At 59.4% G+C, this 26,541-nt stretch carries 24 protein-coding genes; 12 read left to right on the top strand and 12 right to left on the bottom strand.

What is annotated here, in order from left to right; all coding sequences use genetic code 11:
• The first annotated feature begins 8 nt into the window (after window positions 1-8).
• The 3 genes from HF949_RS02520 (at window position 9) to HF949_RS02510 (ending at window position 3,844) form a co-directional block, all read left to right on the top strand.
• The gene (locus HF949_RS02520) at window positions 9-923 is read left to right on the top strand and encodes a carbohydrate ABC transporter permease (RefSeq protein WP_292898146.1); all 915 of its coding nucleotides are present in this window, start codon (window positions 9-11) and stop codon (window positions 921-923) included.
• Window positions 920-1,783 carry a carbohydrate ABC transporter permease gene (locus HF949_RS02515; RefSeq protein WP_292898145.1) on the top strand — a complete coding sequence of 288 codons (864 nt, stop codon included), beginning with the start codon at window positions 920-922 and terminating at the stop codon, window positions 1,781-1,783. The genes HF949_RS02520 and HF949_RS02515 overlap by 4 nt, the downstream gene beginning before the upstream one ends.
• 366 nt (window positions 1,784-2,149) lie before the next feature.
• On the top strand, window positions 2,150-3,844 hold the full coding sequence (locus tag HF949_RS02510) for a Na/Pi cotransporter family protein (protein WP_292898144.1): 1,695 nt from the start codon (window positions 2,150-2,152) through the stop codon (window positions 3,842-3,844).
• A 172-nt stretch (window positions 3,845-4,016) separates the two neighbouring features.
• On the opposite strand, the gene HF949_RS02505 is transcribed toward HF949_RS02510, so the two are convergent.
• The 11 genes from HF949_RS02505 to HF949_RS02455 all read right to left on the bottom strand — a co-directional run bounded on the left by HF949_RS02505 (window position 4,017) and on the right by HF949_RS02455 (window position 15,668).
• Entirely contained in the window at window positions 4,017-5,111 is a 1,095-nt protein-coding gene (locus tag HF949_RS02505; RefSeq protein ID WP_292898143.1) for an ABC transporter ATP-binding protein, read from the bottom strand.
• A gap of 25 nt (window positions 5,112-5,136) precedes the next feature.
• Window positions 5,137-5,973, bottom strand: a complete 837-nt coding sequence (locus HF949_RS02500) for a carbohydrate ABC transporter permease (protein WP_292898142.1) — start codon at window positions 5,971-5,973, stop codon at window positions 5,137-5,139.
• Window positions 5,974-5,975: 2 nt separating this feature from the next.
• Window positions 5,976-6,935, bottom strand: a complete 960-nt coding sequence (locus tag HF949_RS02495; protein ID WP_292898141.1) for a carbohydrate ABC transporter permease — start codon at window positions 6,933-6,935, stop codon at window positions 5,976-5,978.
• Window positions 6,936-6,953: 18 nt separating this feature from the next.
• Window positions 6,954-8,216, bottom strand: coding sequence for an ABC transporter substrate-binding protein (locus HF949_RS02490; protein ID WP_292898140.1), 1,263 nt, complete (start codon window positions 8,214-8,216; stop codon window positions 6,954-6,956).
• Between the two features lie 168 nt (window positions 8,217-8,384).
• The gene (locus HF949_RS02485) at window positions 8,385-9,305 is read right to left on the bottom strand and encodes a LysR substrate-binding domain-containing protein (protein WP_292898139.1); all 921 of its coding nucleotides are present in this window, start codon (window positions 9,303-9,305) and stop codon (window positions 8,385-8,387) included.
• Between the two features lie 72 nt (window positions 9,306-9,377).
• Window positions 9,378-10,352 carry an ornithine cyclodeaminase family protein gene (locus HF949_RS02480; protein WP_292898138.1) on the bottom strand — a complete coding sequence of 325 codons (975 nt, stop codon included), beginning with the start codon at window positions 10,350-10,352 and terminating at the stop codon, window positions 9,378-9,380.
• Between the two features lie 42 nt (window positions 10,353-10,394).
• Window positions 10,395-11,483: an ABC transporter ATP-binding protein gene (locus HF949_RS02475; protein WP_292898137.1), complete on the bottom strand. Its 1,089-nt coding sequence runs from the start codon at window positions 11,481-11,483 to the stop codon at window positions 10,395-10,397.
• Window positions 11,476-12,291: an ABC transporter permease gene (locus HF949_RS02470; protein ID WP_292898136.1), complete on the bottom strand. Its 816-nt coding sequence runs from the start codon at window positions 12,289-12,291 to the stop codon at window positions 11,476-11,478. Before HF949_RS02470 ends, HF949_RS02475 begins: the two co-directional genes overlap by 8 nt.
• 2 nt (window positions 12,292-12,293) lie before the next feature.
• Entirely contained in the window at window positions 12,294-13,220 is a 927-nt protein-coding gene (locus HF949_RS02465; protein WP_292898135.1) for an ABC transporter permease, read from the bottom strand.
• 64 nt (window positions 13,221-13,284) lie between these two features.
• Window positions 13,285-14,385 (bottom strand): ABC transporter substrate-binding protein, encoded by a 1,101-nt coding sequence (locus HF949_RS02460; protein WP_292898134.1) that lies wholly within the window; start codon window positions 14,383-14,385, stop codon window positions 13,285-13,287.
• A 56-nt stretch (window positions 14,386-14,441) separates the two neighbouring features.
• Complete coding sequence (locus tag HF949_RS02455; RefSeq protein ID WP_292898133.1) at window positions 14,442-15,668, bottom strand: aminotransferase class V-fold PLP-dependent enzyme; 1,227 nt, start codon at window positions 15,666-15,668, stop codon at window positions 14,442-14,444.
• Window positions 15,669-15,845: 177 nt separating this feature from the next.
• Between HF949_RS02455 and HF949_RS02450 the strand changes: the two genes are divergently transcribed.
• Both HF949_RS02450 and HF949_RS02445 read left to right on the top strand, forming a co-directional pair.
• Window positions 15,846-16,766 carry a LysR family transcriptional regulator gene (locus HF949_RS02450; protein ID WP_292898132.1) on the top strand — a complete coding sequence of 307 codons (921 nt, stop codon included), beginning with the start codon at window positions 15,846-15,848 and terminating at the stop codon, window positions 16,764-16,766.
• A 111-nt stretch (window positions 16,767-16,877) separates the two neighbouring features.
• Window positions 16,878-18,041 (top strand): mandelate racemase/muconate lactonizing enzyme family protein, encoded by a 1,164-nt coding sequence (locus HF949_RS02445; RefSeq protein WP_292898131.1) that lies wholly within the window; start codon window positions 16,878-16,880, stop codon window positions 18,039-18,041.
• A gap of 142 nt (window positions 18,042-18,183) precedes the next feature.
• Here HF949_RS02445 and HF949_RS02440 read toward each other — a convergent pair whose 3' ends face one another.
• Window positions 18,184-19,182 (bottom strand): sugar-binding transcriptional regulator, encoded by a 999-nt coding sequence (locus tag HF949_RS02440; protein WP_292898130.1) that lies wholly within the window; start codon window positions 19,180-19,182, stop codon window positions 18,184-18,186.
• 156 nt (window positions 19,183-19,338) lie between these two features.
• On the opposite strand from HF949_RS02440, the gene HF949_RS02435 reads away from it, so the two are divergent.
• The 7 genes from HF949_RS02435 (at window position 19,339) to HF949_RS02405 (ending at window position 26,539) form a co-directional block, all read left to right on the top strand.
• On the top strand, window positions 19,339-20,295 hold the full coding sequence (locus tag HF949_RS02435; RefSeq protein ID WP_292898129.1) for a sugar ABC transporter substrate-binding protein: 957 nt from the start codon (window positions 19,339-19,341) through the stop codon (window positions 20,293-20,295).
• 81 nt (window positions 20,296-20,376) lie between these two features.
• Window positions 20,377-21,903, top strand: a complete 1,527-nt coding sequence (locus tag HF949_RS02430; protein ID WP_292898128.1) for a sugar ABC transporter ATP-binding protein — start codon at window positions 20,377-20,379, stop codon at window positions 21,901-21,903.
• Entirely contained in the window at window positions 21,900-22,895 is a 996-nt protein-coding gene (locus HF949_RS02425) for an ABC transporter permease (RefSeq protein WP_292898127.1), read from the top strand. Before HF949_RS02430 ends, HF949_RS02425 begins: the two co-directional genes overlap by 4 nt.
• 10 nt (window positions 22,896-22,905) lie before the next feature.
• A complete protein-coding gene (locus HF949_RS02420; protein WP_292898126.1) occupies window positions 22,906-23,961 on the top strand; it encodes a thiamine pyrophosphate-dependent dehydrogenase E1 component subunit alpha in 1,056 nt (351 codons plus the stop codon).
• Window positions 23,962-23,965: 4 nt separating this feature from the next.
• Window positions 23,966-24,955 (top strand): alpha-ketoacid dehydrogenase subunit beta, encoded by a 990-nt coding sequence (locus tag HF949_RS02415; RefSeq protein WP_292898125.1) that lies wholly within the window; start codon window positions 23,966-23,968, stop codon window positions 24,953-24,955.
• A complete protein-coding gene (locus HF949_RS02410) occupies window positions 24,952-26,214 on the top strand; it encodes an alpha/beta fold hydrolase (protein WP_292898124.1) in 1,263 nt (420 codons plus the stop codon). The genes HF949_RS02415 and HF949_RS02410 overlap by 4 nt, the downstream gene beginning before the upstream one ends.
• On the top strand, window positions 26,201-26,539 hold the full coding sequence (locus tag HF949_RS02405; protein WP_292898123.1) for a carboxymuconolactone decarboxylase family protein: 339 nt from the start codon (window positions 26,201-26,203) through the stop codon (window positions 26,537-26,539). The genes HF949_RS02410 and HF949_RS02405 overlap by 14 nt, the downstream gene beginning before the upstream one ends.
• Window positions 26,540-26,541: the final 2 nt, after the last annotated feature.

Below are 26,541 nucleotides of genomic sequence, written 5' to 3'. Positions count from 1 at the left end.
TGGCGAGAATGGCCGCCCCCGAACGTGTCTTCACCAAAAGGCCGCAGATCATGATCAAACGCGAGTGGATAAACGCCTGGCTCCTGTTGATGCCTGCGCTGCTTTTGCTTTTCGGGTTCACGCACCTGCCGGCCGTGCAGACGGTTCTCGACAGCTTCTGGTCCACGCCGCGCGGGCAACGTCCCGCGGTCTTTCTCGGGCTCGACAATTATGAGCGAATGCTCTCCGACGCGGTGTTCATCAAGGCGATGATCAACAACGCGATCTATGCTGCCATAACGATCCCCGCTTCGATCGCACTCGCACTGTCGATGGCTCTGTTCGTGTCACGCAAGATTCTGGGGCAGGGATTGCTTCGGATGGCGTATTTCACGCCGACTGTCCTGCCGCTGATTGCGGTCGCCAACATCTGGCTGTTTTTTTATCTTCCGGGTTTCGGCCTTTTCGACCAAATACGCGGCCTTTTCGGCCTGTCGCCCGTCAACTGGGTGGGGCAGCCCTCCACCGCGCTTTACGCCATTACAGCGGTGACGGTCTGGAACCAGGCCGGGTTCTTCATGATTTTTTTCCTCGCAGCGCTGCAAACCATACCGCAAAGCCTGCGCGAGGCGGCGGCGCTTGAAGGCGCTTCAAGCTGGGTGTTCTTCTGGCGGGTTACCTGGCCGCTGATCATGCCAACCACTCTCTTTGTGTCGGTCAATGCGACGATCAATGCGTTTCGCATGGTCGACCATGTGTTCGTCATGACGCAGGGGGGGCCGAACAATGCTTCGATCCTGCTGCTCTATTATATCTACGATCAGGGCTTTCGTTTCTGGGATACGTCTTATGCCGCGACCCTCACCGTTGTCATGGTTGTGATCCTGGCGGTTGTCGGCATCGGCCAGTTTTTTCTTCTCGACCGCAGGGTGCACTACAGATGACGACGACCGCCATAAAACAGACGCAGGTGTCCTCCGGTTCAAGCGTGCGTGAGATCAGCTTCGACCGCATCCTGTTCGTCACTGGCGCATGGGCGCTGGCTTTGGTGTGGCTCCTTCCACTGCTTTATGCAGTGTGGACCGCCATTCATCCCTCTGCCTATGAGACGCGTTTCGATCTGTTTGCGCCGCTCACTCTGGAGAATTTCGTTGAGGCATGGAATGCAGCGCCATTCGCGCGGTATTTCGTGAACACCATCCTGCTCGTAACCATGATTCTGTCCGCGCAGCTTGTTCTCTGCACCCTGGCGGGTTTTGCCTTTGCCAGGCTCGAATTCCCGGGAAAAAACCTTCTGTTTTCGTTGGTGCTGCTTCAGCTCATGGTGATGCCGGATATCCTGATCGTCAGGAACTATGCTGCGATGAGTAGTCTCGGACTGGTCGATACGATCCTTGCAATTGGGCTACCCTACTTTGCTTCCGGCTTTGCGATCTTCCTGCTGCGCCAGACGTTCAAAACGATTCCGAAAGAGCTCGACGAAGCCGCACGCATTGAGGGTTGCACGCTGCTTGGGTTGCTGTGGAGGGTTTACGTACCGCTCGCGAAGCCCACCATGCTCGCGTTTGGCCTTGTTTCGGTCTCGCACCATTGGAACAATTTTATCTGGCCGCTGATCATCACCTCTTCCACCGAGACGCGTCCTCTCACCGTTGGCCTCTCGATCTTCGCAACCACGGACAGCGGTATCGAGTGGTCAATCATCAATGCGGCAACCCTGATAACATCCGGACCGCTGCTGATCGGCTTCCTTCTGTTTCAGAGGCAGTTCGTCCAGAGCTTCATGCGGGCCGGGATCAAATAGCATCGGTCAGGAAATGTGCGCAGACGGTCTGTCCTGGTGGGAACTCGAGACGCAGGACAGCGACAGATGGGCGATGAAGCGCCTCATTGGGATGTTCAACAATCGTGACTTACCAACACAGGGTCGCCAAAGCACGGTAGGCGGATTGAAACAGCTCATGTTCCTTCATTTCAGTCCCGGTCGGTCTCTGCCTGGCTAGCGGGCCTTTTGAAAGGCTCAGAAACCACAGCCTGACCCAAGGTTGTAATACCAGCGACACCAAAAAACTGAACTCCACTTCATAGGCAGCTCGCAGCAAAATCGCTGGAACCTGGACGACGTCACGAAATTGACCGTTGTGATACCCGTTCCCTGAAGGAGACGTTCATGCATCCATTGGTCGTTCTGCTTCATCTGGCAGCTGCCGTGATGCTTTTGCTATGGGCCGTGCGCATGGTGCGCACGGGGGTGGAACGTGCGTATGGACGCGCGCTCAAGGATGCACTGCGGAAGGCCAGAGGCGGGCATGCGCGCGCCGCTGTAGCGGGGTCCGTTCTGGCGGTCGTTCTGCAGAGTTCAACGGCGGTGGCTATCCTGGCGGCGGGATTTGCTGCAAGCGGCATACTGACAGTTTCGACAGGAATTGCGATCCTCCTGGGCGCCGACCTCGGTTCGGCGCTGGTGGTGCAGGTTCTCTCCTTCGACCTTTCCTGGGCGATCCCGCTTGTCATGCTTGCGGGTGCAACGATGTTTCTCAAGTTCGAACGTCGTGAGATCCGCCAGGGCGGGCGCATCCTGCTGGGCATAGCCTTCATCCTACTTTCGCTGTCCATGATTGGCCAGTCGACCGCACCGCTACGTGAAAGTGAGGTTCTGCCACAAATTATGGGCTACCTGCGGGATGACCCGATCACTGCGCTGGTTCTGGCAGCGATTTTGACCTGGTTCATTCATTCTTCGGTGGCCGCGATCCTGCTTATCTCGGCATTTGCGGAGCAGGGCGTCTTGCCGGTCGAGGTTGCGCTGCCCATGGTTCTGGGCGCCAATATCGGCGGCGGGCTGATCGCTGTCTGGCTTACGCGCGGGTTGAGTGAAGATGCGCGACGCATTCCGCTTGGAAATTTGCTCTTTCGCGTCACGGCAGCGCTCGTGGCCCTGGCGGTTGTGGAACTGAGCTTTGTTCCCATGGATGCGCTGGGAATGGGTGAGGCGCGTCAGATCGTCAATTTCCACCTGGTGTTCAACGTTCTCCTGGTTCTGGTCTGCCTTCCATTCACAGGACTAGTGGAACGTCTGACGGAGCGCCTCATTGGCGATAAGTCCAAGATGGAGAAGGCGGGTGCGCTTCTCACCCGCCCGATGAGTGCACTCGATGAGGCGGTGATCGATACGCCACGTCTGGCGCTGGCCAGCGCCACGCGCGAGCTTTTGCGCATGGGGGAGACAGTTGAGACCATGTTCCGTCCAGTTATGGAACTACTCGATGATGGAGATAGCGATCAGGTGGCGCGCGTCACCCGGCTGGATGAAGAAGTCAACCGCGCGCACACTGATATCAAGCTCTTTATTGCGAAGGTGAACCGGGCGCGGCTGACGGCGGAGGAAGCGCAGCGCGGCATCGAACTGACTGACTTCGCCATCAATCTCGAGCACATCGGAGACATCATCGCCAAGTCGCTACTGCCGCTGGCAGAGAAGAAAGCGCGTCGCAAGCTGCAGTTTTCCGAGGAAGGCTTTGCCGAGATGACGCGTCTGCATGAAAGAGTGCGGACCAATATGCAACTTGCGCTGAATGTGCTGGTGTCGGGTGATCTGGAAACGGCACGCCAGCTGGTCAGGGAGAAGGAGCAGATGCGCCTTCTCGAGCGGGAAAGCCACAATTGCCACCTGATGCGGCTGCAGTCGGGAATGGTCGAAAGCATCGAGACCAGTGACATGCATCTTGAGGTCGTGCGGTCGCTAAAGGAGATCAACTCTCTTCTGGCGACCGCTGCCTATCCGATCTTGAGCGAAAGTGGCGAACTGCTCGAAAGCCGGCTTGCCCCACGCACTAGGGAACAAATCTCTAGAGTTCGTAGCTGAACTTCTGGATGAGGTGCAATGGCGGGTTCTCTTCACCATCCGCTCAGCAGGAGCTTTGGCCAGCCGTTCCGGATAAGAGGATGTGGCTTCATCTTTGCTCCCGTGTCACCGGGCTGACACCCAAATCATCCTTTAACCTCTGCCATGAGCGCTGACGTCGGACAGATGCAATTCACGATCCATGTAACAGGTTTCCCTCCTTGTCAAACAGGCACAGCCTTTCGGCAGGAAAGGCAACGCGCGCAGGATCACCGATCGCGTGTTTCTGACCATCCCAGTTGACGGAAACAACGGACAGTCTTCCGGTCGCACCGAGTGCGATGGTCAACTGGGTTTCAGGACCGCTTCGTTCAATGAATTTGACACAGCCTTCCAGTTGGGAAGGCCCGCTTCGACTTTGCAGAGAACAGTCTTCGGGTCGGATGCCCAGAAAGGCTGCGTGCAGATGTGTTTTCGCGTCTGCAGGTAAATCAATTGCAAGCTTTGGCTCGGCGTTCGGCATGAAAACAGGACCCTGCTGCAATAGAGCGACCGTCCCTTCGATCACATTCATGGGAGGGGCGCCGATGAAGCTGGCCACGAATTTGTTTGCCGGCTTTCTGTAGATGTCATCCGGTGTGCCGATCTGTTCGACGCGCCCGTCGCGCAAGACCACAATTCTATCGGCCATGGTCATTGCTTCCACCTGATCATGGGTGACGAAGATCATCGTGGATCCCAGACGCCGGTGCAGAAGCTTGATCTCGCGGCGCATCTGCACGCGCAGCGCCGCGTCCAGATTGGATAGAGGCTCATCAAACAGGAAAACCGAAGGTCGACGTATGATGGCACGACCCATGGCGACACGCTGACGCTGGCCTCCCGAGAGCTGGCGCGGATAACGGTCCAGGAGACCGTCAAGGCCGAGAAGCTGCGCCACTTCGGTCACTCTGGGTGTTCGCTCCGCCCGTTGCACGCCGGTCATTTTCAGTGGAAAGCCGATATTGTCGGCCACACTCATATGCGGATAGAGCGCATAGTTTTGAAACACCATGGCCACGTTCCGATCCTTTGGCGGGAGGTCGGTGACCACGGTTTCTCCGATCCGAATCTGGCCCCCGCTCACGCTTTCGAGCCCGGCCAGCATGCGCAGAAGCGTCGATTTTCCGCAGCCGGACGGGCCGACGAAAACGACAAACTCACCGTCCTCTATGTCGATATCAGCGCCGTGGATGACTTCGGTCTGCCCGTATTTTTTGACGATTTTTGAGAACGTCACGGTTGCCATGGCTGTTCCAATGCCTGTTTTGCGATCAGCGTACGCTGCCGGCGAGCGCGCCGGAGACAATGCGTCTCTGCATGATGAGGAAGACGATGATGACCGGGAGCGCGAAGACCAGGGCCGCCGCCATCTGCAATTCGTGAAGGGTGAAATACTCGCCGCGAAAGGAGGAGATGCCAGTGGCCGCCGTCCAGAGGGACTGAGAATTGATGAGGGTTTTGGCGAAGAGGAAATCGTGCCAGCTTGTTACGAAGCCATAGATGAAGATCGCCGCCAGTCCCGGCAGGGCCAGAGGCAGGGTCACATGCCAATAGGCCGAAAGGCGGGAGCAGCCATCAATGCGCGCTGCGCCTTCGAGGTCTGCAGGGATGCTGTCGAAGAACCCCTTGCTCATCCAGATTGCCAGTGGAGCCACGAGCGAGATGTGCCCGAGCACCATGCCCTGCATCGTGTCGAGCAGGCCGAAGTCGCGGAACAGAATGTAAAGCGGCACCACGATGCTGGTGGCCGGCATCATCTGTGTGGCCAGTACCAGGATGAGAACCAGCCCTGAACCGCGGAATTTTATACGGCTGAGCGCATAGCCGCACGACGCGCCGAAGGCGAGCGAGAGGAAAGATGACGCCGCTGCAACAAAAATGCTGTTCCCCATCCAGCGCAGCATCGGTCGCTCGGTAAACAATATGATGAAGTTCTCGAAGGTGATCTGTTCGGGAACGATGCCGGAGAGGCTGCGGCTGAAGCCGGTCGGCGTCAGTGCGATCATTGCCATCCAGTAGACCGGAAAGAGGACGATCATGCCCAGGAGCACCAATGCGCAGACACGCAGGATCTCGGTTCCGGTGGAGTTTCCGACGGGGCGCGCCAAGATCAAACGGCTCCGTCGACGCCGCGTTCCGCTCGCTTCATCACGCGCAGGTAGACAAGGACCATGGCGAGCGAGATGAAGACGGCGAGAATGCCGAGCGTTGCCGCATATGAGAAATCGAGTTTTCGAAAGGCGGTGTTGTATGTGAGCACTGTCATTGTCTCGGTCGCGCCGGCTGGTCCGCCCCCGGTGAGGATGAATATGATGGGAAAGGATTTGAAGCCCATGATCATAAGAAGGATCACGATCACGGCCGTGATCGAACTGAGCTGCGGAAGCGTGATGTAGCGAAACTGGTTGAAGGCGCTCGCGCGATCGATCCGTGCGGCCTCGTAGAGCTCTTCGGGAATGGAGTGAAGCCCTGCCAGAAAGAAGATGTAGGCCACGGGGAATTCGTTCCACACCTGCGCCAGGATCAAAGCGGGAAGGGCCGTGTCCCGGTCTATGAGCCAATCTGTCCGGTCGAAAAAAGGCAAAGGATCCAGAAGGCGATTGATAACCCCGAAATTGCCCTCATACATCACCCCCCAGACCAGGGCAGTGACCACGGCCGGGACCGTCCATGGAATGAGGAAGGCAAGACGCGCCAGTGCGCGAAAGTGTACGATGCGACGTGTGAGAAGCGCTGCCGAAAGGGCAAGCACAATCGACCCAGCTACGGTGCCCGCCATGTAAAGCGCCGAGCGCCAGACCGCATGCCACACCTGCGCGTCGAAAATGAGCTTCTCGTAATTGTGCAAACCAAAAGTGCCCGCCGCTGCAGGCCTGCGGAAGTTGATCGTGTCGAAGCTGAGTATGAGTGCCTTCAGCATCGGCAGGCCGATCACAAATCCCAGGACCAGCAGGGCGGGCAGCAGCATGATCAGAAGGAAACCTCCTCCTTCCGTCAGGAAAGTGGTGACCCGGCTGCCATTTACGGCCCGTTGTCCACCCTCTCTCTTGTTGTTGTTCGAAATCTGCATACCCGCGACCCACCACGCCTATTTGGCGCAGCAGTCTTCCAGTTTGGCCTGCGCTTCTGCGAGGCTCTCTTCGGCGGGCTTGCCGTCACGCAGGGTCAGCAACACGGCGTCGACAACAATCGGCCATATCTCGTTGAACTGGTCTGCGTGGCCGGGAATCGCCACCGGATGCGCGTTTCCGCTGCTCGCGATCCAGGGTTCCAGATAGGGGCGAGCCTCTCTCTGAGCGTCCGTCAGCGCATTCACTCCATAGGGGATATAGGGGCTGTGATCGGAGAATGCGGACTGCATCTCGGCGCTGGCCGCGGTTTCGATGAAGGCTTTGGCAGCATCCGGGTTTGATGTTGCTGCATTGATCGCCAGCGCCATGTTGACGCCACCAGTGCCGGGCCCGTCCCACGGGTGAAGCGCTGACTTGTAGCAGTCGAAATTGTCGGGGTTGTTCTTCTCGATGAAGGGAAACTGCCATTGCCCGTCGATGGTCATGGCGGTTCCGCCGGTGGCAAAGAGCGAGCGCTGGTCTGTTTCACTCATTCCCCTGGGAACGACACCTGCGTCGTAGAGCGCCTTCATCTGTTTCAGACCGGCGATCACAGGCTCGGAATCCAGAGTGAAGTTGCCGTTCTCGTCAGCAAAGGAGCCACCATTTGCGATGCTCCACATGAGAAGCATCTCATAAGTGGGGTCTTCATTGGCGTTGACCATATTCGCGCCATAGCGGGTCACGCGCCCCGAATCGTCCTTGACAGTCAGCCTGGTGGCATAATCCAGAAATTCCTGCGGGGTTTGCGGTGGACGCTCGAAACCGGCTTCTTCCAGATAGCAGGCATTGTAGATGAGCTCGAGCGTGCGGCCCGTGATAGGCAAAGCGTAGATTTCGCCATCTGCCGTCAAGGCATCGAAACCGCCTTTGACGATCTGCTCCTTTACCCCCGAACTCTCGAGAAATTCCGTCAATGGCATGAGTTGGCCGGCGGCCAGAAGCTCGCCGATGTTGTTTGGATTGACGGTTAGAATATCGGCGCCGGTGCCGCTGGCGGCCTGAATAAGCAATTGTTCGTAATATTCGCTTGCCGGCGTGTTGCGGGGCACCACCTTGTTGCCGGTCTTCTCTTCATAGGTCGAAACGAGAAGCTGCCACCAGTCACCCATTCCGGGCGCTTCGTAATCGACCACAAGAAAACTGATTTCGTCTTCCGCAGCGGCAACCGTCGAACCGCCAGCAAAGACTGCGGCGGCCAGAGCGGTGGCATAAAGCAAGTTGTGTGTTCTACCGGGCATTGTTGGTTCTCCTCTGGTTCTCGCCCGGCTGATAATCCGCTCCCGTCTTCACTGGACAGGTATCCGGAATGCCGCGCTTCCCAAAGAAAGTCTGCCCTTGAGGCTGGATGGGCTCAAATCGCTTTTTGGAATAGGGCAGTGCCTATCAGGCAAGGCCGACGGGCAACCTCAAGCCGCTTGGCTGCAGCCCGCATCGCCTGCCACGCATTCCAGAACCCAGTTTCGCAGAGCAAGGATGTTTCGGTCGCTCTCCGAGCGTGCGGGCATGACAAAATGATAAGCTTTCCGGTTACGGAGCGGTATGTCGAGCACCACCTCCAGTTCACCCAATGCCAGCTCTCGCTCGATCATGAAGCGAGGGATGATCGCGGCGCCCTGACCATGCACTGCGGCCATGATCAGGAGCGGGAACTGATCGAATTGCGGCCCCCGCGGCAGTCCTGGCCGTGGAAACCCGGCCAGTTCAAACCATTCCACCCAAAGGTCCGGCTGATCCGTGAGGTGAAGCAGCGTGCATTCCTGGAGCACACTGGGCGAATTGGGTCGCCGGTTGCGCATGAAGTGCGGACTTGCCACCGGCAGCAGTTCTTCCTCGAAAAGGGGCGTGCATGCGACACCGCCCCATTGCGGCATGCCTTGCACGATAGCGCAATCGACGGCTTCGTCATCGGCCTCCAGAAGCGGCCTTGACGTGAGAAGATTGATGTTGAGGCCGGGATGGCGGTTCTGGAATATGCCAAGACGCGAGACCAGCCAGCACGCAGCAAGACCGACCGGTGCCGCGACGGTGATGACGGCCTTGCCATCTGCACCCTGCATCAGCGCACGGGTCGAACTTTCCAGTTGCCCCAGAAGGGTGCGCACCTGCGGAAGATAGCGCCGCCCCATCTCCGTCAGGTGGACCTGATGATTGTTGCGGGCGAGAAGTGCCACACCAAGCATTTGTTCCAGCTGGCGCACTCGTTTGGAAACGGCGCCTTGCGAAAGCGAGAGATCCTTGGCGGCCTGCGAAAAGCTCAGATGTCTTGCCGTCGCCTCGAAGGCGATCAGGCCAGAAACGGAAGGGATCAAACGTCGCGGCAGTTCCATGACACTCCCCTTGTCTTCACCTCACGTTCATCGTCAAAGGGTGGCGGCGGCGCTTTCGCCGCCACCACTGGATCAGCTCGAACAGCGTGTCGAGAACGGCCGGCCGTGATGCCGGTCCATCAGATATTTGGCGACGTAATAGTCGATGTGGCTGCCGCCGCCATTCTTCATCATTGTGATTTCATCGGCAGACTGGCGGCCTTTCACCTTGCCCTGGCAAAGTTCGAAGAGGTCGCCGCGCACATCCTCCGGCGTGATGATGCCGCGCTCGTAGGGCCCCAGGAACTCGCCGGAGCGCGTTGTGGTCTGGCGGTGGTCGACGAAGATCGAGGCGCGTTTGAGGACATCGTCGTCGGCTTCGCGCATCTCCGGCGTAAAGGAGCCGACAAGATCCACATGCGCGCCGGGCTTCAGCAGCCTGCCCTTGAGATGCGGTTCGTTTGCCATGGTGGCGCTTGAGATGATGTCGGCCTCACTCACGGCCGCGTCGAGGTCGGAGGCGACTTCCGCTTCGATCCCTTCCGCGGCGAGCGTCTTTGCGAGTGCTTCGGCGTTGGCCGTGGTGCGGTTCCAAAGCGTGACACGTTTCAGATTCGGACGGGCTGTGAGATGAGCCTTGACGAGAAAGGGTGCCAGCCCGCCAGCGCCGATCATCAGGAAGTTCTCCGCATCCTCACGTGAAAGAAGCTTCGAGCCGAAGGCCGAATCCGAAGAGGTCTTGCGGAAGATCACGGCCTCGCCGTCAATCACCGCTTCGGCAACACCCGTGTCAGCATTGATGAAGACATAGATGGAGTTGACGGTCGGCAGGTTGTGTCGTGCCTTGTTGTTCGGGAAAGAGGTGACAAGTTTTGCCAGAATGCCTTCCTGCGGCTCCCAGGCGGGCAGGATAATGAAGATGTCCGGCTGGCCATCGGGATTCGGCTCCTGATAGATCAGGCGGTCGGACTGTTTGGGCATGCCGCCCCTGTGCGCGGCTTCAAGCGCTGCGAACAGGCCTTCATAATCTAGCAGTTCATGCACCCGCCGGGCATCGATCATTTCCATCAAAAAATCTCCATTTCACACTCAGTTTGTTTCTTGCGCCGGTCAGCCGGCGATGATTGCCAGGTTGTCGGGCCGGCAGTGCAGGGTGATTTCCGCATTCTGCCTGGCGGTTACCGGAGGCCGGGCATCGACAAGCAGCGATGCGCCATCCACGGTCTCGACATTCAGATGCACACGGTCGCCGAGATAGGTCTGGTCGGTCAGGCGAGCCGACAGCACGATGTCGTCCTTTCGACGGCTTGCGCCGATGTTGAACGCCTCCGGCCTGATCACCACGGAAACGGTTTCGCCCATTGCCGGCTTGCCCCGTGAGGTCACGCGTGCGGCAGGCACGCGCCACCGGGCATCGCCGACGGCCAGCATGAGATGATCGCCGTCAGCCGCCTCTACCTTCGCTCCGAAGATATTGGTTGCGCCAACGAAGTCGGCGATGAAGAGGGTTGCGGGGTTGGCGTAGATGTTTTCGGGGCTGTCGAGCTGTTCGATCTTGCCCTTGTTCATCACAGCCACCAGATCCGACATGGACATGGCTTCCTGCTGGTCGTGGGTGACGAAAACAAAGGTCTTGCCCGTGCGCCGCTGGATCGCCTTCAGCTCGCGCTGCATGTCCTGCCGCAATTTCAGATCGAGCGCGCCAAGCGGCTCGTCGAGCAACAGTGCCGCCGGATCGGGCGCTAGCGCACGGGCCAACGCAACACGCTGCCTCTGACCACCCGACAGAGCATCGGGGTAGCGATTGGCGATGTCTGGCAGGCGGATCAGTTCCAGAAGTTCGGTGCAGCGGCGGGCAATGGCGCCCTTCTCCATGCCCTGCATCTCGCAGCCGAAGCCGATGTTCTGGGCAACGGTCATGTGAGGAAAGAGCGCGTAGTCCTGAAACACCATTTTCACCGGGCGGTTGTGCGCGGCGGCGTGGGTGATGTCTTTTCCATCGACCAGAATTTCGCCGCTGTCAGGCTCGGCCAGACCGACAATGGAGCGCAGCAGCGTTGATTTTCCGCAGCCGGATGGCCCCAGCAGGGTGATGAACACGCCCCGCTCGATCTTCAGTGAAACATCGTCGATGACCCGCAGGGCGCCATAGGCCTTGCAGATGTTCTTCATCTCGATGGCGGGTACGGGATCAGTCATTCTTGGCACCGGAAGTCAGGGAGGTTTCGCTGCGCAGGCTGCGCTTTCGGACAAAGCGTTCGGCATAGAGGCCAAAGCCAGTCGTGGCGATGAGGACGATTGTCGAGATGGCGGCAAGGCCCGGATCGAAGCCGAAGCGCAGCCGGGCGAACAGGAGAACCGGGAAGGTCTGCTCGAACCCGCCGAGGAAGAACGAGCGCACGAAGTCCTCGAACGAAAGCAGCAGGCAGAACATGAATGCGCCCAGCAGCGCCGGCGACAGATAGGGCAGCACGATGCGCACCAGAATGATGACATCATCCGCACCGAGATTGCGTGCCGCATCGGCCATGTTGCGGCCCATCGTGTTGAGACGGGTCAGGATCATGATGACGACAAAGGGAACTGAGCCGACAGCATGCCCGAAGGCAATTGCCGCAGTGCCCGTTTCGAGACCGATACGGCCGATGAAGATGCGCAGCGAGATCGCCGAGACAACCACCGGCAGGAATGCGGGCAGGAGAATGAGTGCGATCAGCAGACCGCGCGCGATGCCGGATGTGCGGGCAACGGCGAAAGCAACCGGCAGGCCGACAGCGACCGAGATGAGCGTTGAGAAGACCGCCACCCTGGCTGAAAGCCACAGCGCTTCCATCACGTCGCGGTCAAGCAGCACTTCGCTGTACCATTTCGTGGTCCAGCTATGAATCGGGAAGGCAACGAAATTGGAATCACGGAAGCCCATGGCCGCCATGACAAGAAGCGGGAGGAAGAGGTAGGCGACAAACAGCCAGAAAAGGCCAGGCAGCGCGAGATGGCGCAGTTTCATGCTCATGCCCCCCCGCGGCCGCGCCGCTGAAAGATTGCCACGAACAGGCCGACATAGGCTAGCGCTGCTCCTGTCAGGATGATGCTGAAGGCGCTGCCCTGCGGCCAGGATGCACCGGCCTTGGCGAATATCTGGCCGATTGTCGTCGCAAACAACGTGTTGCCCGGCCCGCCCAGAAGCTGCGGCATCGCGTAAAGTCCGATTACCAGCAGGAACACGAGCGAGCACCCGGCCACAACGCCGTCGCGCGATAGCGGCAGGACGATGCGCAGGAAGCGCCGCCAGCCAGGCGCGCCCAGATTGGCTGCCGCCTCCAGAACGTTGTCGTCGATTTTCTCCAGCGCTGCATAGAGCGGCAGGAGCATGTAGAGTGAGGTCAGGTAGATGACGCCGATGGTCAGCGAAACATTGTTGTAGAGCAGCTCCACCGGCGTGCCGGGAATGCCGATGAAGGAGAGAAACGAATTCACCGCGCCACGATTGGCGAGCATCACGATCCAGGCAAAGCTGCGAATGATCTCGCTCACCCAGAAGGGCGCGATCACGAGCAGGAGCAGCCTTGTGCGGCGGCCGCGCGGTGCCACTTTTGCAATGTAATAGGCGATGGGAAAGACAACGAGCAGCGTCAGGAGGGTGACCACTGTGGCAAAGACGAAAGACCGAAGGAACGCGGTCAGATAGAGCGGACGCTCGAAGAAGCTTGCATAATTGGCGAGCGTCCAGCGCGCTGTCTCGCCCTCGGCCACCGGAAAGCTCTCATAGAAGCTGACAATTACCATCTGCGCCAGGGGCGCGGCGGTTGTGCCGAGAATCCACAGAAGCGGCACGATGCTGACGATCAAGAGCCGCGCCAGCGGCGAGCGGGCATAGAGGTCGGTCAGGCCGCGATAGACGGAGAACCGTCGCAGATGAATGAGCAGGCTGGTCATCGATACTCGTTTTCGACTTCGATGCCGGCCGCCGGAGAGGCAGCCGGCAGTTCCGGATCATGGATCAGGCGGCGCGGATTTCTTCCGCCGCCTTGTCGATCAGATCGAAGATGAAGGGCGCCGTTTCGACATCCACCCAGGAAAGACGGCTGCGCTCTTCGGCAGTCAGAGCCAGTGCTTCCTTCTCCTGATCCGTCAGCAGTGCTTCGGTGCCCTTGATGGTGGAAGAGAGGCCGGTGGAGCGAACGATCTCCGCACCGTTTTCTGCATCCGCCAGAAGCGCGTTCAGGAAGGTGTAGGCGTTTTCCATGTTCGCCGCATCCTTCGTGATGTTGAAACCATAGGCATAGGCAAGCCCGCCTTCCTTGGGGATGGTGTAGCCCGCAGGGAAGCCGTCGATGATGAGCTGCGAGGACGGGCCGGAACCCGCCTGCGCCAGCGCCACGTCACCCGTTACCATCATCTGCTGGATTTCGGTTGCCGCTTCATAGTAGCGCCGCACCATATGCTTGTGCTCAATGAGGAAATCGCGCGTTGCATCAACCGCGCGCTGCGCGACATCGGGCGTGTTCATGTAGGAGGCGGCCGAGCCGTCATAGCCAAGATAGTTCATGACGATCTGGAAGAAATCCTGGATCTGGTAGGCGGTGCGTCCGGCATTGGCCTTGTCGAACATCACGTCCCAGCTCGTCGGCGCTTCGATCTCCTCGGTATTGTAGAGAAGGCCGGTGGAAACCACCACGAGCGGCACACCCCACTGCTCTCCCGAGCGCGAGACCCAGGAGGCGCTCGCATATTCGTCCTCGATACGGCTCCAGTTTCCGAGCTTTGCGCGGTCGATGGGCGCGAGGAAACCAGCATCGATGAACTGGTAGAAGCGGTGGCCGGCGCAGGTCACGATGTCGGCGCTGAACTTGCCGTTCTCCGCTGCCATCAGATTGAACTGTTCGCCCTGGTCGGTGACGGTGCGGATGTTCAGGCGAATGCCGGTTTCGTCCTCGAACCGCTTGCGGAAGGCGTCGGTGATAAACCCGTCATAGGCCCAGATGTTGAGTTCACCGCTGGCGGCATGAGCCGGTCTGATCAGTCCGGGTGCGCACAGACCGGCAACACCGGCAATCCCCATTCCGGTCAGTACCGTTCGTCTCGTCGGCTTGAATGTCATGGCCGTTCTCCTCTGTTTTTTTGCTCTGATTTATGGGTTCCCCGAACTAGGTCAGATCAGGCGTTCTGTCCTGCGTTCAATTCTGTCTTTGGCTGTTTCCCTGCCGTCAGGTTCGCAAGCGCCTCGCCCAGGCGTTCGACCTCGTCAGCCGTGTTGTAGGCATGCACCGATGCCCTCACCAGTGTCTTTACGCCCCGTGCCCGCAGCGACCTGCGGGTGAGCTGGGTGTTGGAGACCGATGTGTTGATGCCGAAGCGCTCGCGCAATGCGCCTACAAGCGTCTCCGCCGGCACGGTCTCGTGGAAAAAGGTCACGATACCGCTCTTCTCCAGGCCACGGTCCTGAACAGTGATGTCCGGCAGCCCGGTGAGCATTCTACGCATTTGCGTCGCAAGATCGCTGATATGAGCCCAGATGTTCTCCAGTCCGATATCCAGCGCATAGCGGCAGGCAGCGCCAAGCCCCAGTTGGGCGGCAACATTGCGTTCCCAGAGTTCGAAGCGGCGTGCACCGGCTGCGAGTTCGAACTGGTCTACGTCTGTCCAGTGCGCCGACTGGATGTCGAGTGCATGGGGCTGAAGCGCGTGCAGCGACGCACGGTCTACCCACAGAAAACCGGTTCCGCGGGGGCCCCGCAGATATTTGCGGCCCGTGGCCGAAAGCATGGTGCAGCCGAGGGCTTTCGCATTGATCGGCATCTGGCCAACCGATTGGCAGGCATCCAGCAGAAACGGGACGCCATGCCTGCTGGCAACCGCTCCGATTTCCTGCGCCGGGTTTATGAGACCATCGTTTGTCGGCATATGCGAGATGGCGATGAGGCGCGTGCGGTCGGTAATCAGCGTTTCGAGCGCCGCTACATCGACGATACCGGCGGGTGTATCCGGCGCCAGAATCACTTTTATTCCCAAACGCGCTTCGGCATGGCGAAAGGCAATCATGTTGGAATTGTATTCAGACTGACCGGTGATCAGTTGATCCCCCGATTTCCAGCCAATGGCATAAAAGGCGGCTTGCCAGGCACGGGTGGCGTTGTCGAAGAAGGCTATCTCGTCCGGTGCGCCACCGACAAGCCGCGCCGTGACATCGTAGGTCGCCTGCATCTGCCCAGCCATCCTTTCCGCTGCTTCGTAGCCTCCCGACATGATCTCCTCGGTCCAATGACGCTCAACCGCCTCGATAACCGGTCGCGGCATGAGGCTGGCACCCGCATTGTTGAAATGAACCAGTTCTGGTCTGCAGCCCGGCGTTTCAGCCCGTAGCCGTTGCGTGTCCAATGCCATGCCCGGACCTTCTGCTCTCATCTCGGAAATAAAGCCCGGCAACGTTCCCGTCGTGCGCAAGCATAGCGTTCCGCTTATTATTTTTTGCCGCTCTTGCGATTGGTTTCCTGTAAAGTTGCCATGGGATTTAGGGTTTAAACAGGTTGAAAAGATTCATCCTCAGTATAAGCTCTGCTTATGGTATTGCGTCGGCATCTTCCTTCTCCCAGCACGCTTTTCGTTTTCGAGGTCGCGGCCCGGCATTCGAACTTTTCCAAAGCCGCAGACGAACTGAACATCACCCAGCCTGCTGTCAGCCACGCAGTGGCGTCGCTTGAGAAGCATCTTGGGGAGAAGCTGTTCATCCGCTCTGGCCCAAACCTTGCGCTCACCGAAGCCGGCAAGAAGCTCAGCCGGGTCACCACCCGCGCCTTTCATTCCATTGAAGACGTTCTGGATGAGATCGAGGGGCGCGACGGCACCCGCGAGGTGGTGATGCTCTCAATCTCGTCGGGCATGGCAACTCACTGGCTGATGCCGCGCTATAGCAGTTTCCGCGAACAGTTTCCGAACACGGACCTGCAGTTCCAGCTGCTGCCGGGCAGTGTGGGCGGACCGCTGGCCAACTGTGATCTGGGCCTGCGGGTCGCGGCCGGCGACGATGCGCGCAAGCTCGGCGGCTGGTTCGCCCCCGAGCGGGTTCTTGCCATCGGTGCGCCGGGATACGTTCGCGAACGTGGCACCTTCGATACACCGGTTTCACCACACACGCTGATCAACCTGCCTGATCACTGGTTTGGCTGGTCCGAGTTCGCGCTGGAAGCGGGCAGGCGAATTCCCACCACGTGGAACCAGCTCTCCTTTTCGGACTATTCCGTTGTGTTGCAGGCAGCACTCAGCGGGCAGGGCCTGGCGCTCGGCTGGACCTCAGTGGTGTCGCGCCTTGTCATTGATGGCATGCTGGTAAGCGCCAGCGACAGGGTCATTCTCACTGACCGGAGCTATCACCTCGTCTCGTCGAGCCAGCGGGCAATCCGCCCCGTGGTTGAGCTCGTGCGGGACTGGCTGATCGCAGAGATGGAGCAGGAAGAGCGGCAGCTTGCCAAGATGCTGGGCTGATTTCAGGCGGGAGCCTATTCCTCCCAGGCACAGGCCTCTGACCACAATTCCATTGTGATGCCTGCCCCGGCATTGGACAGTCGGGTGTAAGCAACCGGTCTGGATATGTTCATGAAAATCACTGCCGCCAATATCTATGTCGTGCCGACAGGCTTTCGCCGCGCCGTCATTCTGGAGTTGGAAACCGATGCAGGCATAACCGGGCTGGGCGAAGCCGGCATTGCCTACGGTCTTGGTACGACAGCGGCGGCCGAGATGCTGGTGGCGATGCTTGAACGTTTGGTGATTGGCCGCGATCCATCGCCCGTCGAGCTGATCTGGAACGACATCTACGACCAGGGCTTCTGGACCAAGGGGGGCGGTGCAATCTCGATGGCCGGTCTAAGCGCCATCGACCACGCGCTTTGGGATATCAAGGGCAAGGCGCTCGGCGTGCCGGTCTATACGCTGCTCGGTGGCCCGATCGAGCCCGAACTCGAGGTCTATGCCAATGGCTGGTGGCTTGGCTGCAACAGCGGTAGCGAGTTTGCGGAGGCGGGCCTGCGCACGGTTGAACGTGGCTATCGCGGACTGAAGCTTTATCCGCTCGGCATGGCCGACCCTGTCACGGTAATCCGGCATCCGGTACGCCGTAGACTGCGCGAAGGCGAGAGCGCTCTTGTGATCGAGCGTGTCGAGAAGCTTCGCGCGGCCGTCGGCGAAGACATCGCGATCATGCTTGATTTCGGCGGCGGGCTTTCCAGCGATCAGCTTTTGCCGCTTCTGGAACGCTTGGAACCCTTCAATCCATGTTTCGTGGAGGAGCCGGTGGATCCTGCACTGCCAGGTGCATTGGCAAGGGTGGGCCGTACGACATCTATTCCTCTCGCGGCGGGCGAGCGGATTTACACCCGTTTCGGCTTCCACTCTCTGCTCGAAACCGAAGCCATTTCCATCGTCCAGCCGGACATCTGCAACACGGGTGGGCTGATGGAGGGGAAGAAGATTGCAGCACTGGCGGAAATCTACAACGCCCGGGTTGCCCCGCACAATTACGGAAGCACGCTTGCCACGGCGATCTCCGCGCAGCTATCCGCATGCATCCCCAATTTCATGGTTCTGGAGTGTTTTCCCGATTATGCAAAGGAGCCGGATTTTCGGCCAATCCTCGAGAATCCGTGGGAAGACAATGTGAGGAATGGTCGAATGCCCCTCAACCCGCTTCCGGGTCTGGGGGCTATTCTGGATCAGGCGTCTGTGAAAAATCACTTATGGAAACGAGTGACTGCCGAATGAGGTTTGCGTCAGGGTCAGCTTTGTCGGGTGGAGCCATGCGGACATTGCCGTCAGAATACGATGTACACTTCTCCTGACCTTCTGGCCGTCCCTGTTTGGCGAGCGGCGGATAAGCTGATATCCAATGAGCGTGTTCAGGAGGTCAAGCGGAAGCGCCGCTCTCATTTACAGCGATCTTGTAAACTGCGTGTGCGGTATCGCCATCCACCACAAGTGTTTTGACGATGCCGCTTTCGAGCAGGGCGCAGGTGGCTTCCGCTTTCTCTATGCCTCCCGACAGCAAAACCGTGTGGGTGGCGCGGAGTGCGTCGAAGTTCACGGCAAGCGTCCGCTGGTTGAGAACATGCCTGACAGGCGCTCCGTGGGCATCAAAGAAAATGCCATTTGTGTCACCGATAGCGCCGGCCTCGTGAAGCTCGTCGAGTTCGAGTTGCGAGATCATGCCTGAACGACGGAGCAATGAGTGCTCCGTGAGTTCACCAACGGAGATGATGGCCATGTCCGGTTGCCGGGCCATTTCGAGAACTGACCGCACGGTGGTCTGCGACAGAAGTATGTCGCGGTCCCGCGGAGTGTTTGCGATGAACGGCACTGGCAGGAAATAGCCCTCCGCACCGGTCGCCCTCGCCAGGGCCTGAACCACTTCAAAAGGGTTGAAGGCGCTGTTGGCGGTGAGTGAGCCCATAAGACTGACAAAGCGCGCTCTGGGTGCGCTAACGCCGGCCATGTTGCGCGTGATCTGGTCGAGGGTGCGACCCCAGCCCGTACCGATCACGGCATCACCCTTGCGTGCGATCAACTCTTTGACCAGCGTTGCCGCAAGCGAACCTACCGCGCGGCGCGGGTATTCGGAAAGATTACCAGGCAATTTGTCGGTTCTACTAAGTCCCAGAGCCGGGGAGCAGATGCACCGTTCGAGATTGAAGCGTTGGCGCAGCCTGTCCTCCACCTCCAGAAGCCCGTTGCTGCGTGAATCGATCGAGATCGATACGATGCCGGCATCCTTGGCGCTTTGCAGCAGCTTGTTCACCCGCGCTCGGGTGGTGCCCAGGCGGTTTGCGGTTTCTTCCTGATTGAGACCTCCAACATAGTAGATCCATGCCGCGCGGCTCATCAGTTCGTGGTCATCATTCTCGATCATGATGATTTCCTAAACGGTGGGGCTTGCACTGACAATCGAATATCGGTAGCGAATTACAAATGTATCGATGCTTGACAAATGTATCAAGCATCGTCACGTTTGGCTCGTGGATGCCATCGGGAGGGCCGTGGGCGTCTTCAATTCAGGGAGGAAAACATGAACAAGTTTGCAAAGAACCTGGCGGGCTACGTGGCCGTAGGGACCGTTCTTGCAGCAACAACCGTTGTCGGCTTCACGCAGGATGCACTCGATATTGCGTGGGTTCATTCAAATGCCGCAGCGCAGTCCGAGCAGCGGGTGAAGGCCGGCTTCGAAGAATGGCTGGGTGAGAGCGGAAACTCCTGGAATGTCAGTTTCCTCGACAGCCAGGGGTCGGGCGAGGCCACCGCGTCAAATCTTCAGGATGCCGTTTCGCGCGGTGTGGACGCGATCATCATCACCATGTCCGATTTGCGCGCATCCAAGGCGGCAATCGACGTCGCCATCGAGGCCGGGATCCCCGTTTTTTCCGTCGATAGCGGTTTCGTGGAGGGCATTCAGGTGGATGTCACCACCAACAACTGGGCGATGTCCGCCGATGTCTCTCCGTATCTTCTCGACCAGATTGGCGGCGAGGGCAATCTCGTCTTCTTCCGCATGGCCGAGCACCACGGAACGCGCAAGCGCGGCGACGTCATGGAGAAGGTTCTTCAGGAATACGGCAATGTGAAAGTGCTGGCAGAGCACAACATCGACTATACGGCCTTCTTCGAGGATACGACGTCTTCGATGCAGGACTACGTGGCACGCTTCGGTGAGGAGATTGACGCTGTCTGGGCGCCCTGGGATGAACCGGCGCAAGCGACCATCAACGTCATGAAAGCTGCCGGTCTGACCGATGTGAAAGTCATCGGCATCGATGGCCACCCGCAAGCCGTTGCAGAGGTCTGCAAGCCGGACAGCATGATGATCGCAACTGTGAGCCAGCCTTTCGAAGGCATGGGCGCACAGGTGGGCGAGTGGATCAAATCCATCGTGGTTGACGGCAAGGCGCGCGATGAGGTGATCCCAAGCGACATCGTCTACATGGATGCGCCTCTCGTGACGAAGCAGAACTGCAAAGATTTCATGTAGTCGTGCAGCCCCTGCGGGACGGGGCGCGTTGCGCGGCCCGTCCCACGCCACCCAGCTCACCAATCTTACAGGAGACCGTGCATGTCGGTGCATCTTGCCGATATTTTCATGGAGTTCCCGGGTACGCGAGCACTGGATCGCGTCGATGTGACATTCCGGTATGATGAAGTGCACGGCCTTGTCGGCGAAAACGGTGCCGGAAAAAGCACATTCGTCAATATTCTCGGTGGTTCGCTCCAGCCCACGCGGGGATCCGTTACCGTCAATGACAGCACGGTGGTTCTTTCCAGCCCACGCGTCGCGCTTGGCTATGGCATTGCGCATGTTAGCCAGGAAGGGAGCCTTGTTCCCTCGCTGACCGGCGCGGAGAACATCATGCTTGGGGCAGAGCCGCGCCGGCCTTTTGGTATCGTGCGCCGGCGCACTCTGCGAAGCGAAGCCGAACGCCTCATGTCCACATGGTTCCCGGGTTTGGAGACGGACCTTCACCGGCCGGTCAAGGACCTTGCGATGGCCGACCAGAAAGTCATCGAGATCGTTCGCGCGCTCAGGGGGGATATTCGCCTTCTCATTCTCGATGAGCCCACAGCGACACTGGAGGCGAGGGAGAAGAAACGGCTCTGGGACATTATCCGGTCATTGCCGCAAAAGGGCGTGGGTGTCGTGTTGATCTCCCATTTTCTGAGCGAGGTCGTCGCACTGTGCGACCGGATCACCGTTCTGCGTGACGGCAGACATGTCGGGACGCTGGACAAGGGCGACGCGACAGAGGCCGGTCTCACAAATCTCATGTTGAGGCGGGAACAGGATGCCCATTCGGAATCATCCGACACCCGCAAGCCACAAGACCACGCACTGGCCACAACTACAGAACCAGTCGTGCTGTCTGTCGAAGGCTGGAAGACAGGAGCAGTCGAAGTGGACCGTTTCGTGTTGCGGCGGGGCGAGATTGTCGGGCTGATAGGGCTGACAGGGGCCGGACATTTCGGCTTTGCGCGCTCGCTCTACACGCGCCACGGCAAATTGCGCGGGACGATTTCCGTTAACGGCAGCGAGGTTCGCGCTGGGGGAATTCGCGCCATGCAAAGAGCCGGCGTAGCGCTGGTTCCCGATCAGCGTATGGAGAACGCACTCGCCGGCGATGGAAGCGTCGTTGAGAACCTGACCATGGTTCATTCGCAGTTTGCTGCGCGTGCCGGCGTGTTGAGCCGCCGCGTGGAAAGCCAAGAAGCGGCGCGCATCATCGACCTTTTGAACGTCAAAACACCGAGCCAGCGCCAGCTGATCCGCAATCTCTCGGGCGGAAACAAGCAGAAAGTCTCCATAGGCAAATGGCTGTATGGTGCCGACGACAAGTATAGCGTCCTGATCTTTGTTGAGCCGACCGAAGGCGTGGACATCGGGGCGAAGATGGAAATCTATGCTCATCTGCGCCGTCTCGCAGAGCGTGGAGCGGCAATTCTCATCGCCTCGTCGGATCTCGGCGAGGTTGCACAACTGTGCCATCGCGCCGTCCCATTTGTTCACGGCAGGCCAGGCGATGACATACCGGCCTGCGAATTCTCCGAAAGCCGTTTCATCCAAGCCATCACTGGAGATGCCGCATGACACCGCAAGCCGGCTCCCTCGGCAAGGCCCCCGCTGCCGCCGAAAGCAAGTCTGTCCGCTCCGATTTCATCCAGCGTTACTCGACGCTCGGGGTTCTCATCCTCATGTTCCTCGGGTTCTCGCTCTTCGTGGATCGCTTTCTGACGCCATTTAATCTGACGAACATTTTCCAGCAAATCGCGATCCTGACGATCGTCGGTTCCGGACTGACATTTGGCTTCGCAGCCAGGGAGATCGATCTTTCCGTTGGCTATACGGTGGGCCTTTCGGGCATCTTGGTGCCGCTGCTTCTGACGATGGGATATCCACTTGCGGTCGCTCTTGGCGCCGGATTGGCGGCCGGCATCGGAGTTGGTCTCGTCAACGGCCTGCTGGTCACGAAAATCGGTATTCCATCGCTTATCGCCACTCTCGCGGTGGGATCCATCCTCTTCGGTATCAACTTTCTGATGACCGGAGGCCGCGCGATATATGGCGGGCTGCCTGATGCCTATCTCATGCTTGGCCAGGGGCGGATTTTTGGAATTCCCAATCTGGCTTACTTCATGATCATCGCTGTGGCGATTGCCTGGTTCGTGATGGAGCGAACGGTGTTCGGCCGCTATGTCTACGCGGTTGGCGGAAACCAGAAGGCGGCGGAGCTATCGGGCGTGCATATCACGCTCTATCGGATGGCGGCACTTATACTGGTCTCCGTCTTTGCGGTTATCGCCGGCGCTCTGCTGGCTGCAAGACTGGGGTCCGGGCAACCCAATGCAGGTGAACGCTACCTGCTCGATGGGCTCGCCACCGTGTTCATCGGCATGACCATGTTCCGACCCGGCACTGCGACGGTGCTCGGAACACTCTGCGGCGCTCTCTTCATCGGCGTGATCAACAATGGCCTGAACCTCATCGGAATGGACACTTACATCCAGAACATCGTGAAGGGTGTGATCATTCTCGTCGCGGTCGCCATCGTATCGCGCACCACCAAACTCAATCTCCTGTAAGGAAGGCAACATGACTGCACCCATCGACACGGCAGTTGCGGAAAAAGTGCCGCGCTCGAACACCGGGCTTCTCGCGCTCTACCGGCAGATGCGCCGGGTGCGCACATTCGAGGAGCGGGTTGGCGAGCTTTTCGTTCGCGGGCAATCGGCAGGCTCCATGCTGCATTTGTCCATTGGCGAAGAGTCGGCGGCAGTGGGCGTGGCCTCCCTGATGAGGGATGGAGACACGTTCACCACCCACCACCGGGGCCATGGGATATTCCTTGCGCGCGGTGCAGATCCCAATCGCATGATGGCGGAGATCGGCGGCAAGGAAGAGGGCTACTGTCGCGGGAAAGGCGGCTCCATGCACATTGCCGACATGGGGCTCGGACACCTGGGTGCCAACGCCATTGTTGGCGGCGGCATCCCTGCCGTGGTCGGTGCCGGACTTGCATCAAAGCGTGAGGGCAAGGGTGCGGTCTCCATCGCGTTCTTCGGTGATGGCGCGATGCAGCAGGGCATTCTCTATGAGAGCATGAACATGGCTGCGCTTTGGGACCTGCCGGTCATCTTCGTCTGCATCAACAACCAATACGGTATGGGCACACGCATCGAGCAGGCAACAAAAGGCCGCGCGCTTCATGAGCGTGGTCTGGCATTTGGGCTCAACTCGGAAACCGTGGACGGGCTGGACGTGCGCGACGTACGCGCGGCGGCGGGCCGGATTATCGATGGTGCCCGGGGAGGCACGCCCGGCTTTCTCGCGGTCGAATGCTACCGCTTCTTCGGCCATGCCCGCATGGACAAGAGCCCCTATCGTACGCCTGAGGATGAGGAGCGGGGGCGCGCCAAGGATCCGGTCGGGTTTGCCCGCAAAGCCCTGGTTGAAAGCGGGGAGAGCAGCGAGGCTGTCCTCGATGCCCTCGACGCCGAGATTGCACGGGAAATGGATGCGACCATCGACTTTACGGTCGCCGCGCGTGAACCGGCACTGCAAACGATGTTCCGCGACGTTTATGCGCCTGGTGAACCGGAGCCGGAATCCGTGGCAGCCCGCATCGACCGCATTCTGGCAGGGGACTGAGACTATGGCAGAGATGACCTATAGAGACGCGCTCAAACAGGCTCTGCGCGATGCTATGGCCGAAGACGATACCGTGATGGTGATCGGTGAAGAGGTCGGTCGCTACGGTGGCGCCTACGGTGTTACCAAAGGCCTGTACGAGGAGTTCGGTCCCGACCGCTTGATCGACACGCCGATTTCCGAACCGGCGATCGTTGGCGCTGCAGTGGGTGCCGCCATGTCCGGCCTGAGACCCGTTGCCGAGCTCATGTATGTCGACTTCATCGGGATGACGATGGATCAGCTTGGAAATCAGGCAGCGAAAATCCGCTATATGTTCGGCGGTCAGGTGGGTGTGCCCATGGTGCTGCGGACCCAGGGCGGAACAGGCCGTTCGGCCGGTGCCCAGCATTCCCAATCGCTCGAAGCCTATGTGATGCATACGCCCGGTCTTCGGCTCGTCATGCCAGCAACCGTCTCGGATGCCTATCATCTTCTGCGGCAGTCGCTGAGGCAGCCGGATCCGGTCGTCTTCATTGAGCACAAGGCGCTCTACACGATGAAGGAAGATGTGGATCTGGCCGCCCCTGCGCCGGAATGGGGGAAAGCCAGGGTTCACCGTACGGGAGACGATCTGGTGATCGTGACCTATTCCCGCCAATTGCACCATGCGCTCGCAGCCGCGGAGGCAATGGCCCGGAAAGGCGTGGAAGCGACGGTGATCGATCTTCGCTCCCTGAATCCGCTCGATTTCGATACCGTGCGGGCACATGTTGAACGCGTCGGTCGGGTGATGGTCGTCTCCGAGGGTGTGATGACTGCCGGCGTCGGGGCGGAGCTCTCTGCCCGTATCCACGAGGAGTGTTTCGACTTCCTGGCCGAGCCGGTGATCCGCGTCTGTGGTGAAGATATTCCGATTTCGGTTTCCGTCGAACTTGAGAAGAACTCCGTGCCCACTGCAGCCTTTATCCAGACGGCGGGTGAAAAACTTGTGGGTTTGAGGAGTGCGGCATGAGCACCGTCATGCTCACAATGCCTCGCCTGGGCGAGACGATGGAGGAAGGAACCGTCTCTGAATGGCTTGTGCCCGAAGGGCAGGCTTTTGATCGCGGGACGCCTCTTGTGGAGTTTGAAACCGACAAGACTGCTGTCGAGTACCCTGCGCTCGGGCCCGGACGACTGGTTCGCACACTGGTCACCCAGGGTGATCTTGTTCAGGTGGGCGACCCGATTGCCGAGATTGATCTGATGGGAGAAGAGGACTGGGTTTCCGGAGGGCAGGAAAATCAGGCTGCCGCGAGCGATGAGCCGGACGATGCGGTCATTGATGAGGCTACGGATGCGCAGAAGCATGCCGAGCCTCCAATGGCTTCGTCCGAACAGGGTGGCCGCGTGCGTGCCACTCCTCTGGCCCGCCTTGCGGCCCGCCGTGCGGGGATCAGCATAGAGGCCGTCCCCGGCACAGGGCGCAGAGGACGTGTGGAACTGTCTGACGTCGAGCGTTCCATCTCCGGCTCGGTTGTCTCCGCACTTGCAGCGGAAAGCTGGGGTTCCGAGACTGGCTCGCCCGTGCTCCTCGTTCACGGTTTTGCGGGGGATCGCCAGACCTTCGATCAGCTGGGCAGGGCGCTGGGGCGGGCGCAGCTTTCTGTGCGGGCGATTGATCTTCCTTCCCACGGAGAAACGGAGGCGGAGGCTCAGACGTTCGATGATCTTGTCGACGCATTGTGCGGTGAGCTGAACCCGTCCCGTCCGGTCGCGTTGGTTGGCCACTCGCTCGGGGCAGCGGCGGCGATTGCGGCGGCCAACCGCAAGGGCGGTGTCTCCTCGCTCACTCTCATCGCGCCGGCCGGTCTCGGATTGCATATCGATGCGGAGTTTGTTTCCGGGATGGCTCAAGCCGACAGTGTGGGCGCGGTAGGTCATTTGCTGCGAAGGCTCTCAAGCCGCGCCGATGCATTCTCTCCGACGCTGGTAGCGCAAATCCACAAGGTTCTCTCGCGTGGCCGTCTGTCCCGCCTGGCGGATGATATTTGCCGCGAGGGCAGGCAATTGGTGAACGTGCGAAGCGCTCTTGCATCGCTCGCCAATCAAATTCCGGTGCGTATCCTTGTGGGTACGGAGGATCGAATTCTTAACTGGCGCGACACTCTCGATGTCTCGCCGGCCATCGCACTCCATGTTTTTCCAGGCGCTGGTCACATGCCTCACTGGGATGCACCAGCCGAGGCGGCGGCGATCATCAAAAAGGGGGTGGCCCATGACCGAGGTTGATATCCGAACAAGATTGAAGGCTGCAAAAGCACGGATGGGGGGATTTGCCAGATCCGCCCCGGAACTGATGAAAGGTTTCGCTTCCATTTCCGCGGTGGCGACACGGCAGGGTCATTTCTCCGCTTCCGATCGTGAATTGCTGGCGACAGCCATTGCCGTGGCGAGCGGCTGCGAGGATTGCATTCTCTATCATGTGGATGCCGCGAAGCGGCATGGCGCGGAAGAAGCGGCTCTTGTCGAGGCTCTTGAGGTGGCGGTCGAAATGGGCGGCGGACCTGCCGTCATGTATGCCGGCAAGGCGATGGAGGCGTTTCGGGAGCTCTAAAC

The sequence above is a fragment of the Nitratireductor sp. genome (assembly GCF_017794765.1).
In the GTDB taxonomy this organism is placed as follows: Bacteria; Pseudomonadota; Alphaproteobacteria; order Rhizobiales; family Rhizobiaceae; genus Nitratireductor.
Note: the sequence above shows the minus strand (reverse complement) of the source record. Positions and strands in the feature narration are given on the sequence as shown.